The organism is Candidatus Enterococcus avicola, from assembly GCF_047470845.1.
In the GTDB taxonomy this organism is placed as follows: Bacteria; Bacillota; Bacilli; order Lactobacillales; family Enterococcaceae; genus Enterococcus_D; species Enterococcus_D casseliflavus.
The window spans coordinates 266,448-288,082 of the sequence record NZ_JBLGTY010000001.1; the positions used below are offsets into that span (position 1 = coordinate 266,448).

General features: G+C 42.4%; 19 protein-coding genes. 13 read left to right on the forward strand and 6 right to left on the reverse strand.

The features are described from left to right. Positions 1 to 1,367 precede the first annotated feature (1,367 nt). From ACI3E5_RS01245 to coaA, 5 genes are all read right to left on the reverse strand, one after another. Positions 1,368 to 1,685 (reverse strand): MazG nucleotide pyrophosphohydrolase domain-containing protein, encoded by a 318-nt coding sequence (locus ACI3E5_RS01245; RefSeq protein WP_368264357.1) that lies wholly within the window; start codon positions 1,683 to 1,685, stop codon positions 1,368 to 1,370. A 27-nt stretch (positions 1,686 to 1,712) separates the two neighbouring features. Beyond that, on the reverse strand, positions 1,713 to 2,060 hold the full coding sequence (locus tag ACI3E5_RS01250) for a DUF6176 family protein (RefSeq protein WP_498820721.1): 348 nt from the start codon (positions 2,058 to 2,060) through the stop codon (positions 1,713 to 1,715). 34 nt (positions 2,061 to 2,094) lie between these two features. Then, on the reverse strand, positions 2,095 to 2,730 hold the full coding sequence (locus ACI3E5_RS01255) for an SHOCT domain-containing protein (RefSeq protein ID WP_498820722.1): 636 nt from the start codon (positions 2,728 to 2,730) through the stop codon (positions 2,095 to 2,097). A 1,481-nt stretch (positions 2,731 to 4,211) separates the two neighbouring features. Further along, positions 4,212 to 5,777, reverse strand: coding sequence for a glutamine-hydrolyzing GMP synthase (gene guaA / locus ACI3E5_RS01260; RefSeq protein ID WP_074934454.1), 1,566 nt, complete (start codon positions 5,775 to 5,777; stop codon positions 4,212 to 4,214). 80 nt (positions 5,778 to 5,857) lie between these two features. Further along, positions 5,858 to 6,781, reverse strand: coding sequence for a type I pantothenate kinase (gene coaA, locus ACI3E5_RS01265; protein WP_086293728.1), 924 nt, complete (start codon positions 6,779 to 6,781; stop codon positions 5,858 to 5,860). 336 nt (positions 6,782 to 7,117) lie between these two features. Between coaA and ACI3E5_RS01270 the strand changes: the two genes are divergently transcribed. The 13 genes from ACI3E5_RS01270 (at position 7,118) to ACI3E5_RS01330 (ending at position 20,876) form a co-directional block, all read left to right on the forward strand. Next, a complete protein-coding gene (locus ACI3E5_RS01270; RefSeq protein ID WP_086293730.1) occupies positions 7,118 to 7,723 on the forward strand; it encodes a class I SAM-dependent methyltransferase in 606 nt (201 codons plus the stop codon). Positions 7,724 to 7,972: 249 nt separating this feature from the next. Continuing rightward, entirely contained in the window at positions 7,973 to 8,992 is a 1,020-nt protein-coding gene (locus ACI3E5_RS01275) for a LacI family DNA-binding transcriptional regulator (protein WP_005226832.1), read from the forward strand. A 123-nt stretch (positions 8,993 to 9,115) separates the two neighbouring features. Then, a complete protein-coding gene (locus ACI3E5_RS01280; RefSeq protein ID WP_034878152.1) occupies positions 9,116 to 10,417 on the forward strand; it encodes a pyrimidine-nucleoside phosphorylase in 1,302 nt (433 codons plus the stop codon). Positions 10,418 to 10,430: 13 nt separating this feature from the next. Beyond that, positions 10,431 to 11,093 carry a deoxyribose-phosphate aldolase gene (gene deoC / locus ACI3E5_RS01285; protein ID WP_005226835.1) on the forward strand — a complete coding sequence of 221 codons (663 nt, stop codon included), beginning with the start codon at positions 10,431 to 10,433 and terminating at the stop codon, positions 11,091 to 11,093. 52 nt (positions 11,094 to 11,145) lie between these two features. Next, complete coding sequence (locus ACI3E5_RS01290; protein ID WP_081118824.1) at positions 11,146 to 11,544, forward strand: cytidine deaminase; 399 nt, start codon at positions 11,146 to 11,148, stop codon at positions 11,542 to 11,544. A gap of 63 nt (positions 11,545 to 11,607) precedes the next feature. Further along, positions 11,608 to 12,726 (forward strand): BMP family lipoprotein, encoded by a 1,119-nt coding sequence (locus ACI3E5_RS01295; protein ID WP_086293734.1) that lies wholly within the window; start codon positions 11,608 to 11,610, stop codon positions 12,724 to 12,726. Positions 12,727 to 12,862: 136 nt separating this feature from the next. Next, the gene (locus ACI3E5_RS01300) at positions 12,863 to 14,473 is read left to right on the forward strand and encodes an ABC transporter ATP-binding protein (protein WP_005232559.1); all 1,611 of its coding nucleotides are present in this window, start codon (positions 12,863 to 12,865) and stop codon (positions 14,471 to 14,473) included. Continuing rightward, positions 14,466 to 15,617: an ABC transporter permease gene (locus ACI3E5_RS01305; protein ID WP_242596025.1), complete on the forward strand. Its 1,152-nt coding sequence runs from the start codon at positions 14,466 to 14,468 to the stop codon at positions 15,615 to 15,617. Before ACI3E5_RS01300 ends, ACI3E5_RS01305 begins: the two co-directional genes overlap by 8 nt. Continuing rightward, positions 15,617 to 16,570 carry an ABC transporter permease gene (locus tag ACI3E5_RS01310; protein ID WP_005232556.1) on the forward strand — a complete coding sequence of 318 codons (954 nt, stop codon included), beginning with the start codon at positions 15,617 to 15,619 and terminating at the stop codon, positions 16,568 to 16,570. Before ACI3E5_RS01305 ends, ACI3E5_RS01310 begins: the two co-directional genes overlap by 1 nt. Before the next feature lie 194 nt (positions 16,571 to 16,764). Continuing rightward, entirely contained in the window at positions 16,765 to 17,931 is a 1,167-nt protein-coding gene (gene deoB / locus ACI3E5_RS01315) for a phosphopentomutase (protein WP_005232555.1), read from the forward strand. Between the two features lie 10 nt (positions 17,932 to 17,941). Next, positions 17,942 to 18,760 carry a purine-nucleoside phosphorylase gene (locus ACI3E5_RS01320; RefSeq protein ID WP_005226849.1) on the forward strand — a complete coding sequence of 273 codons (819 nt, stop codon included), beginning with the start codon at positions 17,942 to 17,944 and terminating at the stop codon, positions 18,758 to 18,760. A gap of 25 nt (positions 18,761 to 18,785) precedes the next feature. Continuing rightward, positions 18,786 to 19,490, forward strand: coding sequence for a purine-nucleoside phosphorylase (gene deoD, locus ACI3E5_RS01325; RefSeq protein WP_086293738.1), 705 nt, complete (start codon positions 18,786 to 18,788; stop codon positions 19,488 to 19,490). 198 nt (positions 19,491 to 19,688) lie between these two features. Further along, entirely contained in the window at positions 19,689 to 20,876 is a 1,188-nt protein-coding gene (locus tag ACI3E5_RS01330; protein ID WP_086293740.1) for an iron-containing alcohol dehydrogenase, read from the forward strand. Positions 20,877 to 20,928: 52 nt separating this feature from the next. Here ACI3E5_RS01330 and ACI3E5_RS01335 read toward each other — a convergent pair whose 3' ends face one another. Continuing rightward, positions 20,929 to 21,576, reverse strand: a complete 648-nt coding sequence (locus tag ACI3E5_RS01335; RefSeq protein WP_086293742.1) for an SGNH/GDSL hydrolase family protein — start codon at positions 21,574 to 21,576, stop codon at positions 20,929 to 20,931. Positions 21,577 to 21,635 lie beyond the last annotated feature (59 nt).

The following is a 21,635-nucleotide window of genomic DNA, read 5'->3' on the forward strand; positions in this document are numbered from 1 at the left end:
TTGCTAGGATTAGTTATTGTAACTTTAATACAACTCCAAGTTGTATCAAAGTCAAAAAAATAAAAAGAATATGAAAAGGTATCTGATGGAAGACGAGTTGACTGTTGGGGAAGCTTTGTTAAAATTAGTTTACCGAAATATTAATATTTTTTAATTTTTTTCATATGAAAGAACCCTACCCTTTGAACGGGTGGGGTTCTTTCTATTTATAACTTTTCTAAATGATTGAGATAAACGGTATTTGCTTATTTATGATGAGATCTAATATTTTTTAACAATACTTTTTCTTTCTTTTATAAGCTGCAGAAATTGATCTAAACATTCTTTATCTTCTATCGAGTTTATCGTAAAAGTGATTAAATTTTTTAGTGCTTTTTCTCCATAATGATCTTTTAAAAATTCAACAAGAGAAATACTAGGTGTATAAGCTCTAGCTAAAACCGTGTGAGAGTACTTTACTTTCTTTACCTCTAAATATCCTTTTTTTAATAGACTAGAAAGTATAATAGCAGTGGTATTGACGTTTAAATTAGGTGCTTTTTCTACTAATTCTGTCTTAGTTAATGTCTGGTCAAATTTGAAAAAATAAGATAAGATTTAATATTCTGACTTTGTTAACTCTAACATATTATGCCACCTTTAATTTTTTAATTAATTTAAAATATTTTATATTATACACCTAATAACTGATTTTATGAATTCCCTTTCAATGAAACTAAAAAATATAAAAACGATTCCAGTTTCTATTAAAAAATTTATTTTGTATTTTAAAATAATGACATCCAAAAACTTTATTCTTCTTTCAAAATCTCCCACTCTTTGGAGTGGGTAGTTTGGGTATATATAAATAGCCCACTTCTGCGGGCTTATACATAATATATACGAGTATTCTCTTTACTTGCTTATAAAAAGCTTCTATTATAAAATTTTTATGGCGATATTATATCGTCAATGAAGAGTATCAGGTGGGGGAAGCTTGGGGAAGTGTGCCTGATACTCTTCCTATTTATTTTATCATCATTTTTATTCAATAGATATTATTGATTAGAAAATCGTCATAATCGGTTGGGTTTGGTTAATAAAAGGTGCAGTGTGGGTTCATACCCGATCAATATTTTTTGTTTCATTTTTATGTTTTAGTAGTAGGGTGGCTTTTTGTTGAATTAATAAAAGATATTTTGTAGAATAGAAGCATAGCCTTGACCGGGGCTATTTCATTTTATATCTTTTTTTCAGGCTCACCCTCCTTGAGGGTGGGTTATTTTTGACCAAATGATTTGAATGATTTGCAATTAGTTAATATAATTAAACTACTTTATAAAAACTTTTTCATTTAACTATGCCACTCCTCCCCGGGAGTGGTTGTTTTATTTGTTTGAAATAAAATCTTCAAGATTGCTTGTGCTGTCATATTTTATAGCTGCTTTCTTGTCTTTTTCTAAGATTACTGCTGATAAATCTATGTTACTAACACTTGCAATAGCGATAGTGTAGTGAACAACATCAGCAAGTTCTTTCTCGAGAGATGTATTATTTCCATTTTTTCTTCCATTTAACTGATTTAGTGCTTCAGCTACTTCTCCAATCTCTTCGACTAATTTCATGAATAGACTCTCGGGTGACACTTTATCTTTATATTTATTGAATAGATAATCTTGAATATCTTCTATTGCCAACTTTACCATAAAAGTCTCCTCTTTAAGTTTAAATTTTTAGTTCATATTAATACGTATTTTATCAGGTATCATTACAACTTCTGCAGTCAAGTCAATTGGTTTATATGATGAATCTATACACTCGTCCCAATACTCTAAATGTTTTTTATCAATCCAATTTTCTGAATTCTCAACACGATTTCCGCCATTTCTTTGAACTGAATACCAGTAAAGATATTCTATGCCATCAAGTTGCTCTCTAAAGACAGTTTCAATAAACATTTTTTCATTCTCTAATGTTAACAGAGTTTCTTTCATATGATCATTTAAAAAAGTCATCCATTCATCAACTGTAGCAGTTTTTCCTGTTTTTACTTTGAATCTTGTAAGTTCGGTTTGGATCATTATGTCACTTCTCTTTCATCATTTTAGGATATAGTTAAATTCCTAAAATTTTTTTCTTTGATTCAAATTCTTCTTGTGTAATAATCCCTAAATCAAGTAATTCTTTCAGTTCTTTTAATTGTTGTGTAGAAGAATGTTCATTTGATCTTCCGACAGTAGTATCTTCTCTGTAATTTACATTTGCAATAAAACGTTCTAGATTGCTTACTTGTGAAGAATAAAGAAAGATTTTTACTTCTTTTATAGAGTTATCTTCTAAATTTCGTAAAAATAATTTTCCCTCGCTACCGATGTCTTTTGTCGTTGTGATTGATTTAGTATTAACTTTACTTTTCCGTTTTCCAGAACTGCTAATAATGGCTCCTGTAGGCCCTAATAGTGCCGCCCCGGCAATAGTTTTTCCTGTTCGACCTTTTGTATTTATATTCCCCGTAGTTTTTGTTTTTTGGACAATTGTACTCCCCCATTCCAATCGTTCGAATTTGTATTTGATGGGATTTGGATCATATTTTTTGGAAACATAAAAATAATCATTACCATCTCGTCTTAAAGTGATTGAATCTAATTGTATTGTAAAAGATTTCTTCACAGGCAGGATTATCTTTTGTTCTTTTTTATTTTCTTGGTAATTAGAAAGAGCGGTATTAGCTACATTTTCAATTGGCTTCATCATATTCCCAATGTTTTTACCAGCAATATCTTTTGTTTTTAGGTTGTCAAATTGTTCAGATACAACCTTTGTAGCTTTGTCTTTTGCCTTATCAAACTATCCCATCGTAACCCCTCGTTTCTTTGTTTCTTTTATCTTATCAAATATCTTTATTTTTTGTAGATAGGTAAGTTGTGTTTAATGAAACTTATCTATAGAGCATTATGTTTTAATGTGTTCGTTTAATTCATTTTATTGAACCTCACATGACTAAAGTCACGTGAGGTTCAATGTGGTTATACTTTATTCAGTTTAAACACAATTATTGATAATGAAAGTCCTACCCTTAAGAATAGGACTACTATAAACTATTTTTGTCTAGTTTATCTTTTATGTCTTCAACTACTTCTTTTGTTTTTTTTCATCACCAGCAACTTTTTTCGCTTTGCCTTTGATTTTATCTGTCATTCAAATCACCTCCTAAAAAGAAGTGATATTAATCCAAGTGAGCCACCCATAGTGTATGTCAATAAGCAAATTTCATTAGAAAATGCAATGCTATGTTTTGCGTTAAGATGGTCAGTATATGTCTATTCTACTAATTTAGAAAGTAACGATGAACTATAGAAGTGATGATTATTGAGAGATGATACACTGGCAAGTATTTTTTTGACCATACTTTTGACCTTCTCGAACAAGTTTAATTAACAATTATCAGCTTTTTAACAAACTCAAAAATACTGATGTAAAGCGTTTTGTGTTAAATCAGATACCATCGAATTTAAAAGAGCCACTCAATACTGGCTTATAGGGGTTCTCCATTCATAATATGTTAGCTCTTTATTCCCAGTCAATGCTTTATGTGTATGTATTCAACAGTATCGGTTTGGGCTTGCAAGTAATTGACACTATTGCTTTCAAATAAATTGAAAGTCAATAAAATTTTTCATTTTTAAACTCTTTAAATTGTTATTAGTAAAGTATTTTGAGCTGATTGAAAAAAATAGTTGGGCTAATCAGGTCTCAAAAAGGCCCGTAAGGATTCTCAGTTCAACCGTTAATATCTTCTATATATCAATGTTTCGGACGTTTCACAACACTGTATGTGAAGCGTCTTTATTTGTTGACACCATTCTGGTCTACATCTTGCCATATGTATGGTGGTGTAATTGAAAAAAATGTAAAATGATCCACAATATGAAGAATTTTGAAAACGTAGTGATTAGTAAATATGGAATTAGCAGATGTACGTACTGGAAGATGAATTAGAAAAAAGATACGTTGAAAGGTATGGAAAAGTATTCGAATAAATTTGTGGAGTATAGAATCCATTTAAAAAAAGTAGTGAAAAAAGAAAAATCCCTTGTCAAACGTTAATCTGACAAGGGATTTTTGGTAGGGAAAATGGTAGGGAATGATATCATTTTTAATGAAAATTAAGCTTTTTAGCAACTGAAGAATGTTGATTTATAGGCATTCCCCATCCATATTATGTTGGCTCTTTATTCCCACTCCACAGTAGCAGGTGGTTTGCTCGTAATATCATACACGATCCGATTGACGTGTGCGACTTCGTTGACGATGCGGACGCTGATTTTTTGTAGGACTTCCCATGGGATGCGGGCAAAGTCAGCAGTCATGCCATCGATTGAAGTGACTGCACGGATGCCGACGGTATAATCGTAGGTCCGGCCATCACCCATGACACCGACGGAGCGGATGCCTGGTAAGACGGTGAAATACTGCCAAATGTCGCGGTCTAAGCCGGCATTTGCGATTTCTTCCCGCAAGATTGCGTCCGAGTCGCGGACGATCGTTAGTTTTTCTTCTGTTAATTCGCCAAGGACACGAATGCCTAGACCTGGTCCAGGAAATGGTTGGCGCCATACGATGCTGTCTGGCATACCAAGCTGGGTCCCTAATTCACGGACTTCGTCTTTGAACAAGGTGTTCAATGGTTCGATCAATTTGAATTGCATGTCTTCAGGTAAACCACCTACATTGTGGTGAGATTTGATGGTTTGAGCAGTCTCGGTTCCTGATTCGATGACGTCGGTATAAAGGGTTCCTTGGGCAAGGAAAGAAACGCCTTCTTCGCCAGCTAGTTTCGTTGCTTCATCATCGAAGACATAAACGAATTCATTTCCGATAATCTTGCGTTTTTCTTCAGGATCAGATACCCCAGCAAGTTTTGATAGGAAACGTTCTTTGGCATCAACTTTGATGATGTTCAAGCCGAATTTGCCACCTAAGCTTTCCATTACTTGCTCGGCTTCGCCTTTACGCAAGAGACCGTGGTCAACAAAAATACAAGTCAGTTGATCGCCAATCGCTTTTTGTAAAAGAACACCAACGACAGAAGAATCGACCCCGCCGGAAAGACCAAGCAAGACTTTTTTGTCGCCCACTTGTTCGCGGATTTTTGCGATTTCCATATCGATGAAGTTGTCCATTGTCCAATCACCTGTACATTGACAAACGTCAATGGCAAAGTGACGCAATAAGTCGTTGCCGTATTCTGAATGGCGAACTTCTGCGTGGAATTGGATACCGTACATTTTGCGTTCGGCATCTTGGATAGAAGCAATCGGGCAATCTTTGCTCGTCGCCACAACGTCGAAGCCTGCAGGTGCTTGAGTGACCAAATCCCCGTGGCTCATCCACACGGTTTGGGTTGCGGGCGTGTTTTGGAAAAGGGCCGCTGCATCAGAAGTGACTTCCAATTCTGCTTTGCCGTATTCACGGTTTTTGGCTGGTTCAACTGTTCCGCCTAATTTATAAGTAATCAACTGCATGCCGTAACAGATCCCTAAAACTGGGATGCCTAAATCAAAAATTTTCTCGTCGATGCCGAAAGAGTTCTCGTCGTAGACGCTGTTTGGTCCGCCAGATAAGATGATCCCTTTTGGATTCATCGCTTTTACTTCTTCAGCGGTAATGCGGTGGCTCAATAATTCTGAGAAAACACCGAACTCACGAATACGGCGTGTAATCAGCTGGTTATACTGACTACCGTAATCAAGTACGATAATTTTTTCGACGTTTGGCAAAGTGTCAACGTTTGTCACAATAAATTACCTCAATTCTTTTAGTTTTTATTGAAAAAAGGCTGGGCCTTTTCAACAGCATAATTATAAAAATGAAGCGGTCAATACTTGCGCAAGAACACTTCATCGATCAAATGGTGCTTTGTTTTATGAAGAATTATATCGGCTCTGCTGCGTGTAGGCAAGATATACTCGTGTAAATTCTTTAAATTCACATTTTTCCATACTTCTTTTGCCATTTTAATCGCTTCCTTGCGATCCCCAATCGCATATTGGTAATAATAATTGCTGGGATCTTGAAAGGCAGTGTCTAGTAATGATTCAAATCGTTCCAAATACCATTTTTCGATCAGTGCTGGTTGGGCATCCACGAAAATTGAAAAATCAAAAAAGTCACTGATATAGATTTGTTGGTTGGCAGGCAGCTGCAGGGTATTGATGCCTTCCACGATCAAGATATCTGGTTGACTGATCGTTTCATACGTATCAGAAATAATATTGTAGACTTCATGGGAGTAGACGGGGATCTGAATGTCTGGTTCTCCTGATTTGACCGCATTCAAAAAGTTGATCAAGGCTTCCATGTCATAACTTTCTGGAAATCCTTTGCGATTCAAGCTGCCACGTTCTTCCAAGACTTCGTTCGGGTACAAAAAGCCGTCAGTGGTGATTAGTTGGACAGTTCTACGGGGAAACAAACGGGCCAACAAATTTTGGACGAGTCGTGCGGTGGTGCTTTTGCCGACGGCGACACTTCCGGCGATGCCGATGATAAAAGGCGGCATTTTGACGTAGCGGTGTAAAAAGAGTCCCTTGCTGAGGGTCAATGATTCAAACTCTTTCATATAAAGATGGATCAGATGGCACAAAGGCACGTAAACATCTTCCACATCTTGGACCGAGATCCGGTCGTTCAAACTTTTGATATTATCCAATTCTTCTTGAGTGAAAGGCATCATGCCGTTCGTATAAAACCCTTGCCATTGCTCACGAGGAATTTGATAAAAATTCATGGTTTCTTGCATAGTAGGCTCCTTTTTTGCGGCATCATCGGTTTCTCTTAGAAGCGATAGGCCACTGTTCGAAAGTATTTTACCATAGAAACCTGCGGAACTTGGAAAAAAGACATGATTTCCTTTGCAGAAACAACAAAAAACTGTTTTTTCGTTGTTTTTTTTGCTGGGCGTTTACTTCTGGCTGTTTTTCGGTATGATTAGAAAGAAACAGCAGGCAAATCTTGCACGGCTTTTTTACTGGTGTTTTCACTACGTTCACTCGTTCTAGTAGAAGAAACAAGGAAAAACCAGTAGAAGCCAGTAGAAAAAACAGGCGAAGAGGAAATAGAAGAAAGGAGCATAAACATGAGTAATCATTACTATACAGAAAATCCTGATACGGCCCATGATTTTGAACAGTGGTCGTTTGAATTAAGAGGAAAGAAGTTTCATTTTGTGACAGATAGCGGGGTGTTTTCCCGTGACACGGTGGACTACGGCTCGCGGGTGCTGATCGATGCGTTTGAGTGGGCGGAGCTGCCAGAAGGAAGCCTGCTAGACGTTGGGTGTGGCTATGGTCCTGTTGGTTTAGCGTTGGCTTATGCAAGTCAGCGGCCTGTCGAGATGATCGATATCAATCAGCGGGCAGTGGATTTGGCAAAAGGCAATGCCCAGCGTAACGGCATTGAACAGGTAGATATCCATCAATCCAATATCTATGCCCAATTAAATCAACCTGCTTATGCGGCGATCCTCAGCAATCCACCGATTCGGGCAGGAAAAGAAGTCGTCCATGAGATTTTGACAGGGGCGTTTCCGCTGCTAAAAGCAGGGGGGACCTTAACGATCGTAATCCAAAAGAAACAAGGGGCGCCGAGTGCTCAAAAGAAAATGCAAGAGACCTTTGGCAATGCCGAAATCATCAAAAAAGACAAAGGCTATTACATCATTCAAAGCGTAAAAGAAGCGTAGCTGCTCTTTGATTCTCAACAGATCAAAGGCATCGCCAAGGCAAATGCTGGTTAGCAGCAACTGGGCAGTTGGTTTCTCAAAAAGCCTATTGCCAGCAGCCTTTCAAACGATCACAGCTCCGTTAAAACAGCTGGCTGTATCATCGGGCTATTTTTGATCAACGAAAAAGAAAGTCGCACACTTGTTGAAAGTGTGCTATTTTTTTTGAGAAAAATTTGCTACACTTTAGGCAAGAGAGGAGAGAAGCAGATGAAATTGACGATTAAACAGATTGCTGAAATGGCTGGCGTCTCTGTCACGACCGTGTCGCAGATCCTAAACAATAAAGGCAGCCGTTTTAGTGAAGAAACCCGAAAGCGGGTCTTAGATATCGTAAATAAATATCACTATAAGCCGGATTTTTTTGCTTCGAATCTTATCAACCGCCATTCAAAAACGATCGGAATGATCGTGCCTGATGTGACGGATTTCTTTTTCTCTAAAGTCATTGAAGGGGCGGAAAGTTATTTCAATCCACTAGGTTACATGCTAGTGTTATGCAATTCGCGCCACAGCCAAGAAAAAGAAGTTCAATATTTGAATGAACTGTCTCATCGTTCGGTAGATGGCATCTTATTAGCGACGCCGCATTTGCTGCCAGAGGATTATTCCTTGAAGAGCGGGTTCTTTGATGACCGACCAATTATTTTAGTCGATCGTGGGATCAATCAGCGGGACAATGGTCGTTTGATCGTGAAAGAATACGAAGGCGCCTACCAAGCCGTCAGCTATTTGATCAAAAATGGTCACCGCAATATTGCGATGCTCAAAGAAATCACCGGCTACTATCAATTAGAGGAACGGTTCAATGGCTATCGCCATGCCTTAAAGGATCATCAGATCCCTTTTAAAGGCCGATATGTAGAAAATGCTGAATTAACGGTTACCGGCGGGTACGAAGCAACGAAAGAATTATTGAAGTACAAAGAGATCACAGCGTTTTTCTGCGGCAACGACGCCATGGCGATCGGCTGTTATCAAGCGATTTATGAGGCTGGTAAAAAAGTACCAGAAGACTACTCGGTGATCGGCTTTGATGCCTTGAAATTATCGGAATACATCACACCACCGCTTACCACGGTCATGCAGCCGACCTTTGAGATCGGTTTTACCGCAGCGAAGTTTTTAGTGGACGCCATTGAGTTTCCGACACGGCGAATTCCAAATAAGATTTTTGATACAAAATTAATTATTCGTGAGAGCGTGAAGACATTGACAAGCGAGAAATAATGCGGTATATTTCTTCTTGTAAGTGTTTTCATAGTTTCGCGATATTTAGTAAACTGTTTTACTAAAGTGGTTTACCCTACGAAAAATTATTGTATAATGTTAAAGGAAGCGAGGGTCATTTCGATGCGAATGGTGGATTTAATTGAAAAGAAACGTGACGGCAAGTCATTGACGAAGGAAGAAATTGACTACATTGTAACTGCGTATACTGAAGGAAGTATTCCAGATTATCAAATGAGTGCCTTGTTGATGGCTATTTTTTATGTAGATATGACAGATGAAGAGATCACGAACTTAACGCTAGCAATGGCAAATTCTGGTGAAGTGATCGATCTATCCTCAATTGAAGGAATCAAAGTCGATAAGCATTCGACTGGCGGTGTTGGTGATACGACCACATTGATCTTAGCGCCATTAGTAGCTAGTGTTGGTGTACCGGTTGCGAAAATGTCTGGCCGCGGCTTAGGCTATACCGGTGGGACGTTAGACAAGCTTGAAGCGATCCCTGGATTTAAAATCGAGCTTTCTGAAGCTGACTTTATCCGATTAGTCAATGAAAGCAAAGTGGCCGTGATCGGTCAATCAGGAGATTTAGCTCCTGCAGACAAAAAACTGTATGCCTTACGAGATGTGACGGCAACGGTTAGTTCGATCCCATTGATTGCCAGCTCGATCATGAGTAAAAAAATCGCGGCAGGTGCCGATGCGATCGTGTTAGATGTAACCACAGGCGATGGCGCCTTTATGAAAAACTTGGAGGATGCCAAACGCTTAGCCCAAACGATGGTCCGCATCGGAAAATTGGCAAATCGCCAAACGATGGCAGTCATTTCTGATATGTCACAGCCTCTAGGGGAAGCGATCGGCAACAGTTTGGAAGTGGTGGAAGCTATTGAGACACTGCAAGGAAAAGGACCGAAAGACTTGGAAGAAATGTGCTATGCACTGGGCAGCCAAATGGTGGTTTTAGCGAAAAAAGCTGATTCATTGGAAGAAGCACGCCAACTGTTGGAAGAAGCCTTGCATTCAGGCAAAGCGTTAGAAAAATTCAGACAGATGATCACAGATCAAGGTGGAGACGCTTCAGTGATCGATGACCCGAGCAAGATTTTGACAGCGAAATATGAAGTGGAAGTCCCAGCGAAAACTAGTGGCGTGGTGACGAAATTAGTTGCCAATGAGCTAGGGATCGCGGCGATGATGTTAGGAGCGGGTCGTAAGACCAAAGACGAAGACATCGACCATGCAGTGGGTATTAAATTGCATAAGAAAGTTGGCGAATCCGTAACTGAAGGAGAATCGCTGTTGACGATCTATAGCAATACCGAAGCAATCGAGGATGTCAAAGCATTGATCGACCAAAATATTGAAATTGGGGAAGATGGCGCAGAACCGCCATTGATCCATGACATTATTACAGAATAAGGAGCGAATAAAAATGGAATTGAATCGCATGATCGATCACACGATTTTGAAAGCAGACGCAACGGAGGAAGATGTTTTACGAATCATCGAAGAGGCAAAAACCTATCACTTCTATTCTGTCTGCATCAATCCAACGTGGGTTTCATTGGCAGCAGAAAAATTACAAGGCGAACCAACGGCTGTTTGTACCGTGATCGGCTTTCCTTTAGGGGCAAACACATCTGAGGTCAAAGCTTATGAAACAACAGATGCGATCAAAAATGGCGCAGATGAAGTCGATATGGTGATCAACGTAGGTGCCTTGAAGTCAAAACAATACAAAAAAGTTCAAGCAGACATCGAAGCAGTCGTTGAAGCGGCCAAAGACAAAGCGCTTGTCAAAGTAATCATTGAAACAGCGTTATTAGACAACGAAGAAATCGTCAAAGCCTGTGAATTAGCCAAAGCAGCCGGTGCAGATTTCGTGAAAACCTCAACTGGCTTTTCAACTGGTGGGGCAGTCGTTGAAGATGTTCGCTTGATGCGTGAAACAGTAGGACCAGAAATGGGTGTCAAAGCTTCCGGTGGTATCCACAACGAAGCAGAAGCGGCAGCTATGGTCGAAGCGGGCGCAAACCGCTTAGGAACAAGCGCGAGTGTTGCCATCGTGACTGGCTCAACAGGTGCTGGCTACTAAGCCTAGCATTAAGTTAAAGTAGCAAAAATTAAATACAAGAGCGGGGAAGACAATGACAATAGCGAAAAAAGAGTGGATCGACACCGCCGTTTCCGCCTTAGATAAAGCATATGTGCCGTACTCTAAGTTTCCGGTCGGTGCTTGTCTCGTTTCCAAAAATGGTACGATATATCAAGGGATCAACATTGAAAATGCCTCATATGGCTTAACAAATTGCGCAGAACGAACGGCTTTTTTCAAAGCCGTTTCTGAAGGCGAAAAAGAGTTTCAACATTTGGTTGTGGCGGGTCATACGCCAGAACCGATCTCTCCTTGCGGTGCTTGCCGCCAGGTCATGGTGGAATTTTGTGCGCCAGATATGCCGGTGACCTTAGTCGGCGATGATGGTGTCATCAAAGAAACCACGGTAGAAGGCCTATTGCCTTATTACTTCACGAACAAAGATTTATAAACCATGTTCATTCAGTCGATGCGGCTGTTGAAAAAAACTATATTTTTAGGGGGCTTTACAGCAATGAAAAAAGCAAAATTATTTAGTTTCGGTATTGTTGCAGTAGCTGGGTTGACTTTACTTGGTGCTTGTGGCGGAGGAAATTCAGGCTCAACTGATTCAACAGGCGGCGGTTCTGCAGACGGTACGACTGATGCAGCGCATAGTGTCGCAATCGTTACCGATATCGGTGGGGTGGATGACCGCTCATTCAACCAGTCAGCGTGGGAAGGCTTAGAAGCATGGGGTGAAGAACACGGGATCGCTCGCGGTGCTGGTGGTTATGACTACGTGCAATCAAATGAAGCATCAGAATACACAACAAACGTAAATGGTGCCGTTCAAAATGGTTTCAAAACGATTTTCGGTGTGGGTTACTTATTGAAAGATTCAATCGCAGCAGCAGCTGACCAAAACCCTGATACACAATTCGGGATCATCGATGATGTGATCGAAGGCAAAGACAACGTTGTTTCAGCAACATTTAAAGATAATGAAGCAGCTTACTTAGCTGGTGTTGCAGCAGCGTATACAACCAAAACAAACAAAGTCGGCTTCATCGGTGGTGAAGAAGGCGTCGTTATCGACCGTTTCGAAGCTGGTTTCACGAAGGGTGTTCAAGACGCAGCTGAAAAATTAGGTAAAGAAATTACAATTGATTCTCAATATGCAGCATCATTTGGTGATCCTGCCAAAGGGAAAGCATTGGCAGCTTCAATGTATCAAGGCGGCGCTGACGTAATCTTCCACGCATCTGGTGGTACTGGTGCAGGTGTCTTCCAAGAAGCAAAAGCAATCAATGAACAATTGAACGAAGCAGACCTAGAAGACAAAAAAGTTTGGGTCATCGGTGTGGATAGCGATCAACAAGACGAAGGAAAATTCACAACTGCTGACGGCAAAGAAGATAACTTCACATTGGCTTCAACATTGAAAGGTGTTGGCGCAGCGGTACAAGATATCTCAACTCGTGCGTTAGAAGACAACTTCCCTGGCGGCGAACACATTGTTTACGGCTTGAAAGATGGCGGTGTAGACATTACTGAAGGGTTCCTTTCAGATGATGCCAAAGCAGCGATCGAAACAGCGAAACAAGACGTGATCGACGGCAAAGTAGAAGTACCAGAAACACCTGAAAAATAAAGTTGTTTTTTCGGTTATCTTGCCCTAGTTTAGGGCAAGATGATCGTTGTTGGATTACTATGTTGATGAAAGCTACGGGTTTTCATGAGGATAGTAATCATCCTAAGCAATAGCAATTATTTTTTTGACATGACGAATGGTTTGTATAAGCGAATTAGAAAGTAAGGATGTGAGTAATTTGGCTGAGGAAAAATATGTTGTAGAAATGCGTCATATCACCAAAGAGTTTGGAACGTTCAAAGCCAATGACGATGTCAACTTGCAAGTAAGGCCAGGAGAAATCCACGCATTGCTTGGTGAAAATGGAGCGGGTAAGTCGACCTTGATGAATATGCTGTCAGGATTATTGGAACCAACATCTGGTGAAATCTGGATGAATGGTGAAAAAGTGAATATCACGAGTCCGACCGCAGCAAACAAATTGGGGATCGGGATGGTGCATCAGCATTTCATGCTGGTAGACGCCTTTACTGTAACAGAAAATATCATTTTGGGGAGCGAACCCCATCATCTCGGTGTGTTAGATCGCAAGAAAGCCCGCAAAGAAATCAAAAAAGTTTCTGAACAATATGGTTTATCGGTTGATCCAGATGCTTATGTGCGTGACATCTCTGTCGGGATGGAACAACGGGTAGAGATCTTGAAGACTCTTTACCGCGGCGCAGATGTACTGATTTTTGATGAACCAACGGCAGTTTTGACACCGCAAGAAATCGAAGAGCTGATCGAGATCATGCGCGGATTGGTGCGTGAAGGCAAATCGATCATCTTGATCACCCACAAACTGGATGAGATCAAAGCGGTGGCAGACCGTTGTACAGTTATCCGTCGGGGACAAGGGATCGGCACTGTCAATGTCAAAGACGTCAGCTCGCAACAGTTGGCCGATATGATGGTTGGTCGTTCTGTGTCCTTCAAGACACCGAAGAAAGAAGCGTCACCAAAAGAAGTCGTGCTTTCTGTTGAAAACTTAGTCGTAAAAGAAAACCGTGGCTTAGAAGCAGTCAAAAACTTAAGCTTAGAAGTACGTGCAGGTGAAGTATTGGGGATTGCTGGGATCGATGGCAATGGGCAATCAGAGCTGTTACAAGCCATCACTGGTTTACGGAAAGTCGAAAGCGGCAAGGTCTTGCTGAATGGTGATGACATCACTAACTTCAAGCCTCGGAAAGTCACCGAAGCCGGCGTTGGTCATGTGCCAGAAGACCGCCATAAATACGGACTTGTCTTGGATATGATGTTATCAGAAAACATCGCCTTGCAAACCTACTACAAAAAACCTTTGAGTAATGCAGGTGTCTTGGATTACGGAGAGATCAACGAGTTTGCTCGTGACTTGATTCAAGAATTTGACGTACGAACAGTCAACGAGATCGTACCAGCACGGGCATTGTCCGGCGGGAATCAACAAAAAGCGATCATCGCACGAGAAATCAGCCGCGATCCTGATCTATTGATCGTTGCCAATCCGACCCGTGGGTTGGATGTTGGAGCGATCGAATTTATCCACAAACGCTTGATTGAACAGCGGGATAAATTCAAAGCGGTGTTGTTAGTCAGCTTTGAATTAGATGAAATTTTGAATGTATCAGACCGCATTGCTGTTATTCATGCTGGTGAGATCGTTGGGGTCGTTGATCCGAAAGAAACATCAGAGAAAGAGCTTGGCTTGTTGATGGCAGGGTACTCCTTGGAGGAAGCAAGACGAGAGCTGCAAATGGAGGAAGTAGGTGGTTCGGTTGAATAACCGCAAAGAAAAGATCCGCAATATATTAGTGCCGATCATCGCTGTCTTGTTGGGATTCGTCCTTGGCGGGATCATCATGGCGGCCTTCGGCTACAGCCCAATCACAGGGTATACACAAATGTTTCGGACCGTTTTTATCAACGGACAAACAGGTGGGTTAAATGCCCGCAACATTGGTGAGATTTTTGTTACAGCAGGACCATTGATCTTTACCGCTCTGGGGTTTGCCGTTGCAAACTCAGCCGGATTCTTCAATATCGGTCTTTCTGGTCAAGCGTTAGCAGGTTGGGTTGCCAGTATCTGGGTCGCACTAGCGATGCCAGATGCGCCTCGGTTGGTGGTCTTGCCATTAGCTGTGATCGTAGGGGCTTTATGCGGGGCGATCGCAGCTGCGATTCCTGGTTTCCTACGGGCATTCTTTGGAACAAGTGAAGTCATCGTGACGATCATGATGAACTATATCTTGCTTTATACGGGGAACCATTTAGTCAATAATGTGATGAGCGAATCCATGATCACGACAAAAGGGGTCACAAAAATGGTGGGGGAAAATGCCTCCATGCAGACGCCGTTTCTAGCAAGCATCACGAGCAACTCTCGCTTGAACTTAGGGATCTTCTTAGCCTTGATCTTCTTAGTTTTGGTTTGGTTCTTGATGAAAAAAACCACTCTTGGTTATGAGATTCGCGCGGTGGGCTTGAACCCATGCGCTTCTGAATATGCGGGGATGAGCAGCAAACGGACGATCATTATCTCAATGATCATCTCTGGAACGCTTGCTGGATTAGGTGGAGTCGTTCAAGGACTAGGAACGTTTGAAAACTTCTTCGTTCAAGGGTCATCATTAAGCATCGGGTTTGACGGTATGGCTGTATCCTTGTTAGGAAGCGGCTCATCGATCGGAATCTTGCTTTCAGCCCTCTTGTTCAGTATTTTGAAATTAGGTGGACAAGGCATGCAGTTTGCAGGTATTCCATCTGAATTAGTTGATGTTAATATCGCAATTATTATTTTCTTCGTAGCGATCAGTTTTGTGATTCGTTTCTTGTTGGCAAAAATCTTTGACGGCAAAAAAGAAGCGCTGGTCGTACAGGAGATTGAAGCCCAACCAAACGATCAAGATCAGGAAGGAGGAACCATCTAATGGATATTAGTTTAATTTCTTCGATCGTCACTCAAACATTGATTTATGCGTCTCCTCTGATTTTGACGGCGCTAGGTGGCGTGTTCTCAGAGCGCAGTGGGATCGTTAACGTGGGTCTTGAAGGAATCATGGTTATGGGTGCTTTTAGCTCGATTGTTTTCAATATTGAATTTGCGTCACAATTCGGTGCGTGGACACCGTGGTTAGGGATGCTCGTCGGCGGACTTGTCGGTGTGGTTTTCTCCTTGCTGCATGCGGTGGCAACCATCAACTTCCGTGCAGACCATATCATCAGTGGTACGGTGATGAACTTGATGGCACCAGCTTTGGCCGTGTTCTTAGTCAAAGCGATCTACAACAAAGGGCAAACGGATAACATCCAACGGACATTGGGGTATTTCAATTTTCCGATCCTTAAAGATATTCCTATCATTGGCCCGATTTTCTTTAATCAAACGTTCTTACCGGCGTACTTCGCCATTTTGATCTCAGTGATCGCGTGGTTCGTGATTTTCAAAACACGCTTTGGGTTGCGTCTTCGTTCTGTCGGTGAGCATCCTCAAGCAGCGGATACCTTAGGGATCAATGTTTACGTGATGCGTTACTCAGGCGTCTTGATCTCTGGATTCCTTGGTGGGATGGGCGGTGCCTTGTTTGCTCAATCGATCGCGGGTCGCTTTGCCGTGACAACGATCGCCGGTCAAGGATTTATCTCGATGGCTGCGATGATCTTTGGTAAATGGAATCCACTTGGTGCGATGGGAGCAGCGATTTTCTTCGGTTTCGCGCAAAACATCAGTATCGTAGGTGGCCAGCTGCCAATCATCTCTTCGATTCCAGCGGTTTACTTACAAGCTGCGCCTTATGCCTTGACGATCATCGTGCTTGTCCTTTTCCTTGGAAAAGCTGCTGGTCCGAAAGCTAACGGGAAGAACTACATTAAATCTAAATAATTTTTTCAGTATGAAAGGGTGGGGCTATGGGACATGAATGTGTTGCTGTGTCCTGCCCTTTTTCTATCCTCTGGGTGAAAGGAACGCATCAGGAAATTTCCGAAGCAACCCAGCGCAATTTTTGCTTAAGTTTAGTATGATAGAGGTAGTAGATCCGCTTGTAAAAGCATAAAATAAAGAAAGTAGGGAATAGAATGTTTAAACGTGTACACTTGATCGTGATGGATTCAGTCGGAATTGGTGAAGCACCTGATGCGGCAGCTTTTGGTGATGTCGGTTCAGATACATTAGGCCATATTGCAAAAGAAGCAGGCTTAACGATCCCTCACTTGGAACAATTAGGCCTAGGGACGATCCGTCCTTTAGAAGGCGTGAAGGCGGTAGCTGACCATGATGGGTATGCAACCAAATTGGAAGAAGTTTCCGTTGGGAAAGATACGATGACAGGGCACTGGGAGATCATGGGCTTGAATATTCAAAAACCTTTCCGCGTATTTCCCGATGGGTTTCCCGATGAATTGTTGCAACAGATCGAAGCGTTCTCTGGACGTAAAATCGTCTGCAATGCGCCGTACTCAGGGACAGCAGTCATTGATGACTTCGGCGAACATCAAATGAAGACCGGCGATCTGATCGTTTACACTTCGGCTGACCCAGTGTTGCAGATTGCCGCACATGAGGAAATCATTCCATTAGAAGAATTGTATCGTATTTGTCAGTACGTTCGGGATATCACGAAAGATGAGCCGTATATGATCGGCCGCATCATCGCGCGTCCGTATGTCGGTGAGCCTGGAAACTTTACTCGTACGAGCAATCGTCATGACTACGCACTCGATCCATTTGGCCATACAGTGTTAGATTCATTGAAAGAAGCTGGAAAAGACGTGATCGCCGTTGGGAAGATCAATGATATCTTCAACGGGCAAGGAATCACTGATTCTGTACGGACGAAGAGCAATATGGACGGTGTGGATCAATTACTGAAGGTGATGAAACAAGACTTTACGGGTCTAAGCTTTACGAACTTGGTCGACTTCGATGCGCTTTATGGTCACCGTCGCGATGTCGTAGGGTATGCCCACGCCATTGAAGATTTTGATTTGCGTATTCCAGAACTCTTAGAAGCAATGGGAGATGAGGATCTGTTATTGATCACAGCTGACCACGGCAATGACCCAACCTTTACGGGAACGGATCACACGAGAGAATATGTGCCATTACTAGCCTACAGCAAGAAATTCCAAGGCCAAGGTAAATTGCCACAAGGCTATTATGCAGATATTTCCGCAACGATCGCTGAAAACTTTGGTGTTTCAGCTACAGAAAACGGAACTAGCTTTTTAAAACATTTAAACTAGAGGTGATGAAATGACAACGTTACATGAGAAATTACAAGAAACAACGGCATTTATCCAAGAAAGCGGCGTCGGTGAAGTGGAATTTGGCTTGATTTTAGGTTCTGGCTTAGGTGAATTAGCCGATGAGATCGAAAATCCAATCGTGTTGCCTTACAACGATATCCCGCATTTTCCTGTTTCGACAGTGGTCGGTCATGCAGGACAATTGGTCTATGGAACACTAGCTGGGAAAAAAGTCTTAGCGATGCAAGGACGATTCCATTATTATGAAGGCCATTCGATGCAGACGGTCACTTACCCCGTCCGTGTGATGGCGGCATTGAAAGCTCATTCTTTAGTCGTGACCAATGCCTGTGGCGGCGTAAACGAAAGCTTCCAGCCGGGAGACTTGATGTTGATCACCGATCAAATCAACTTTATGGGGGACAACCCACTGATTGGTGAAAACGAAGAAGAAATGGGTCCGCGTTTCCCAGATATGAGCCAAGCCTACCATCTGCCTTACCGGGAAGCGGCACAAAAAGTTGGTGCATCAAAAGGATTGCACTTAAAAGAAGGCGTCTATATGGGCTTCTCAGGTCCTACGTATGAAACGCCAGCAGAGATTCGCTTTGCTCGGACGATCGGTGCCGATGCTGTCGGTATGTCGACTGTCCCAGAAGTGATCGTTGCGGTTCACAGTGGCTTGAAAGTCTTAGGTGTTTCTTGCATCACAAACTTGGCTGCTGGTATGCAAGCGAGCTTGAATCATGAAGAAGTCGTGGAAACGACGGAACGGGTCAAGGCAGAATTTAAAGCGTTGATCAAAGAAACGTTAGCAGTACTATAAAAAGCAGACCAAAGGAGAAAAACGAATGAGCGTTCATATCGAAGCAAAAGCAGGCGAGATCGCAGACAAAATCTTGTTACCAGGTGATCCACTGCGGGCAAAATATATTGCTGAAACATTTTTAGAAGACCCGATCTGTTACAACAATGTTCGGGGGATGTTGGGCTATACAGGCGTTTATAAGGGCGAGCGGGTCTCTGTCCAAGGAACTGGCATGGGCATGCCTTCAGCGAGCATCTATGCCCATGAATTGATCAACTCTTACGGCGTGAAGAAATTGATTCGGGTCGGTACGTGTGGTGCCATCTCAAAAGATGTCCACGTACGTGATCTTGTGATTGCCCAAGCAGCAGCAACAAGTTCATCGATGGTGGCAAAAAACTTCCAAAGTTTCCATTTCCCACCAATCGCTGACTTTGCACTGCTGCGTAAAGCCTATGATACAGCGATTGAATCAGGATTTACCACCCACGTCGGCAACATCTTATCTGAAGATACCTTCTACAAAGATGACATAACGGAAACCTTACAGTTGGCAGACCTTGGAGTGATGGGTGTTGAGATGGAAGCCGCAGCCTTATACTATTTAGGGGCGAAATTCCACGTTCAAACCTTAGCGATCTGTACCGTCAGCGACCACATCATCACTGGAGAAGAAACAACGCCAGAAGAAAGACAAACGACATTTAACGACATGATCAAAGTTGGCTTAGAAACAGCGATCGCGTAAAAACGATACCGCAGGATCGGTGCATGAACGATGCGAAGGCTGCTTGCTTTTGATAGAGCAAGCAGCCAAATCGTATTGGTTTGCATGCAACCGAGAATGTGTTATCTTTTTTTGTTGGCAAAAAGCCACGAAGAAGCGTTGCACTTTTGCCAGAAAATGGTTTAATGAAAAGAAAAGGTGTAAAAAGGAGACGAGACAATGAATAATTTTACATTTCATGTAACGACGGACATTCGTTTTGGGAAAGACCGTCTGAACGAGCTGCCAGAAGTACTGAATACATTTGGAAAAAACGTCTTGCTAGTCTATGGTGGCGGCAGTATCAAGACAAACGGTTTGTACGATGCAGTCATGGCGCAATTGACTGCCAACGGCAATCAAGTCACTGAATTGACTGGTGTCGATCCAAATCCACGAATCGAAACCGTTCGTCAAGGAGCCGCTCTTTGTCGTTCAGAAAAGATCGACGTCATTTTAGCTGTTGGCGGCGGTTCTGTAATTGATTGCAGCAAAGTGATCGCTGGGGCAGCTTGTAGTGAGCAAGAGCCTTGGGACTTAGTACTTTCCAGAAGCTATCAAGGACCAGCGATTCCATTAGTGACGATCCTGACCCTTGCGGCTACCGGTAGTGAAATGAATCGTGGCGCGGTGATCTCTAATCTAGAAACGAAACAAAAACTTGGCGTTCACGGACCCGAATTTTTACCGAAAGTATCCTTTTTAGATCCAACAACGACCTTTAGTGTCAGTCGCTATCAAACGGCTGCCGGTTCAGCGGATATCATGAGCCATCTGATTGAAAATTATTTCAGTAAAACAGAAGGAACAGATGTCCAAGACGGTGTAGCAGAAGGATTGCTAAAAGCAGTCATTAAAAATCTGCCCATCGCATTAAAGGACCCCACAGACTATGATGCACGGGCGAATTTGATGTGGGCGAGCACCTTAGCCTTAAATGGTTTGACTGGAAGCGGCAAGGGTGGTGCTTGGTCTTGTCATGCGATGGAGCATGAGTTGAGTGCGTTTTATGACATTACCCATGGCATCGGCTTAGCGATTCTGACCCCACGCTGGATGCTTCATGTATTGAATGAAGAAACGGCGCCGAAATTTGCGCGGTTTGCCAGAGAAGTCTTTGGTGTCCAAGAAGCAGTGCCAGAATTAGCTGCCCGAATGGGGATTCAAAAACTGTATGACTTTTTTGCTTCTTGCGATATTCCGATGACTTTGCCAGAAGTAGGGATCGCCGATGACACCCATTTTGCTGAAATGGCGGCTCAAGCAGTTCAATTCAGCTCTATTGCAACAAATGCGTATGTACCGCTGCAAGAAGAAGACGTGATTGCAATCTACCAAGATTCATTAACTCCTTCAACCTATCTCTAATCATAAAACAGACCGTTCCTGCGACTTGGTTGTCGCGGAGCGGTCTGTTTATTTACCCTTCAGAAGAAAAAGCCAAACGGGCCATTAGCTGATTCGCAATCAAGGCGTGTCCAGCAGGAGTGGGGTGCACCCCGTCATCGCCTGTCAGTGCCTGTGGGGAGCTAGCAACGGCAGCTTCGGCAAACAAGCCATCCAGCGACAGCAGCTGACAATGAAAGGCGGCAGCTAAGCGACGAACGATTTGGATTTTCGGATCAAGATCGATCCGCCAAGTTTGGCGATCCTCAGGATATGGCAAAACAAAAGGTTCCAGCAAGAAAATACGCGTGATCCCCTGTTGGGTCACTTGTTCCAGAATTTTACGGTAGGTTGCCTCAAAGGACGTTGCGGCCTCTTCTGAACCAAAATCGGGACCACCGACATTGTGCCACGTGTCGTTGATCCCAATCATAAAGATCAAGACGTCAGGTGCTAATTGAAGGCAATCTTCTTGGAGACGGGCTAAGACGTCGGCAGCTTTGTTGCCGCCGATCCCCCGATTATAAAAGGTAAATCCTGCAGTGGGGAATGTTTCTGCCAGCTGATCGGCAACGAGACGGGCAAACCCATGTCCTAAATCGTGGGGATCTTGGCGATCACGATCGCAATCTGTGATGCTGTCACCTAAAAATAAAACGGTATCATTTTTGACTAGTTTCATAATAAGCTCCTTTCGAGTACACCCTCAATTATAAAAGAGGGGGGAGGAAATGCCAATAA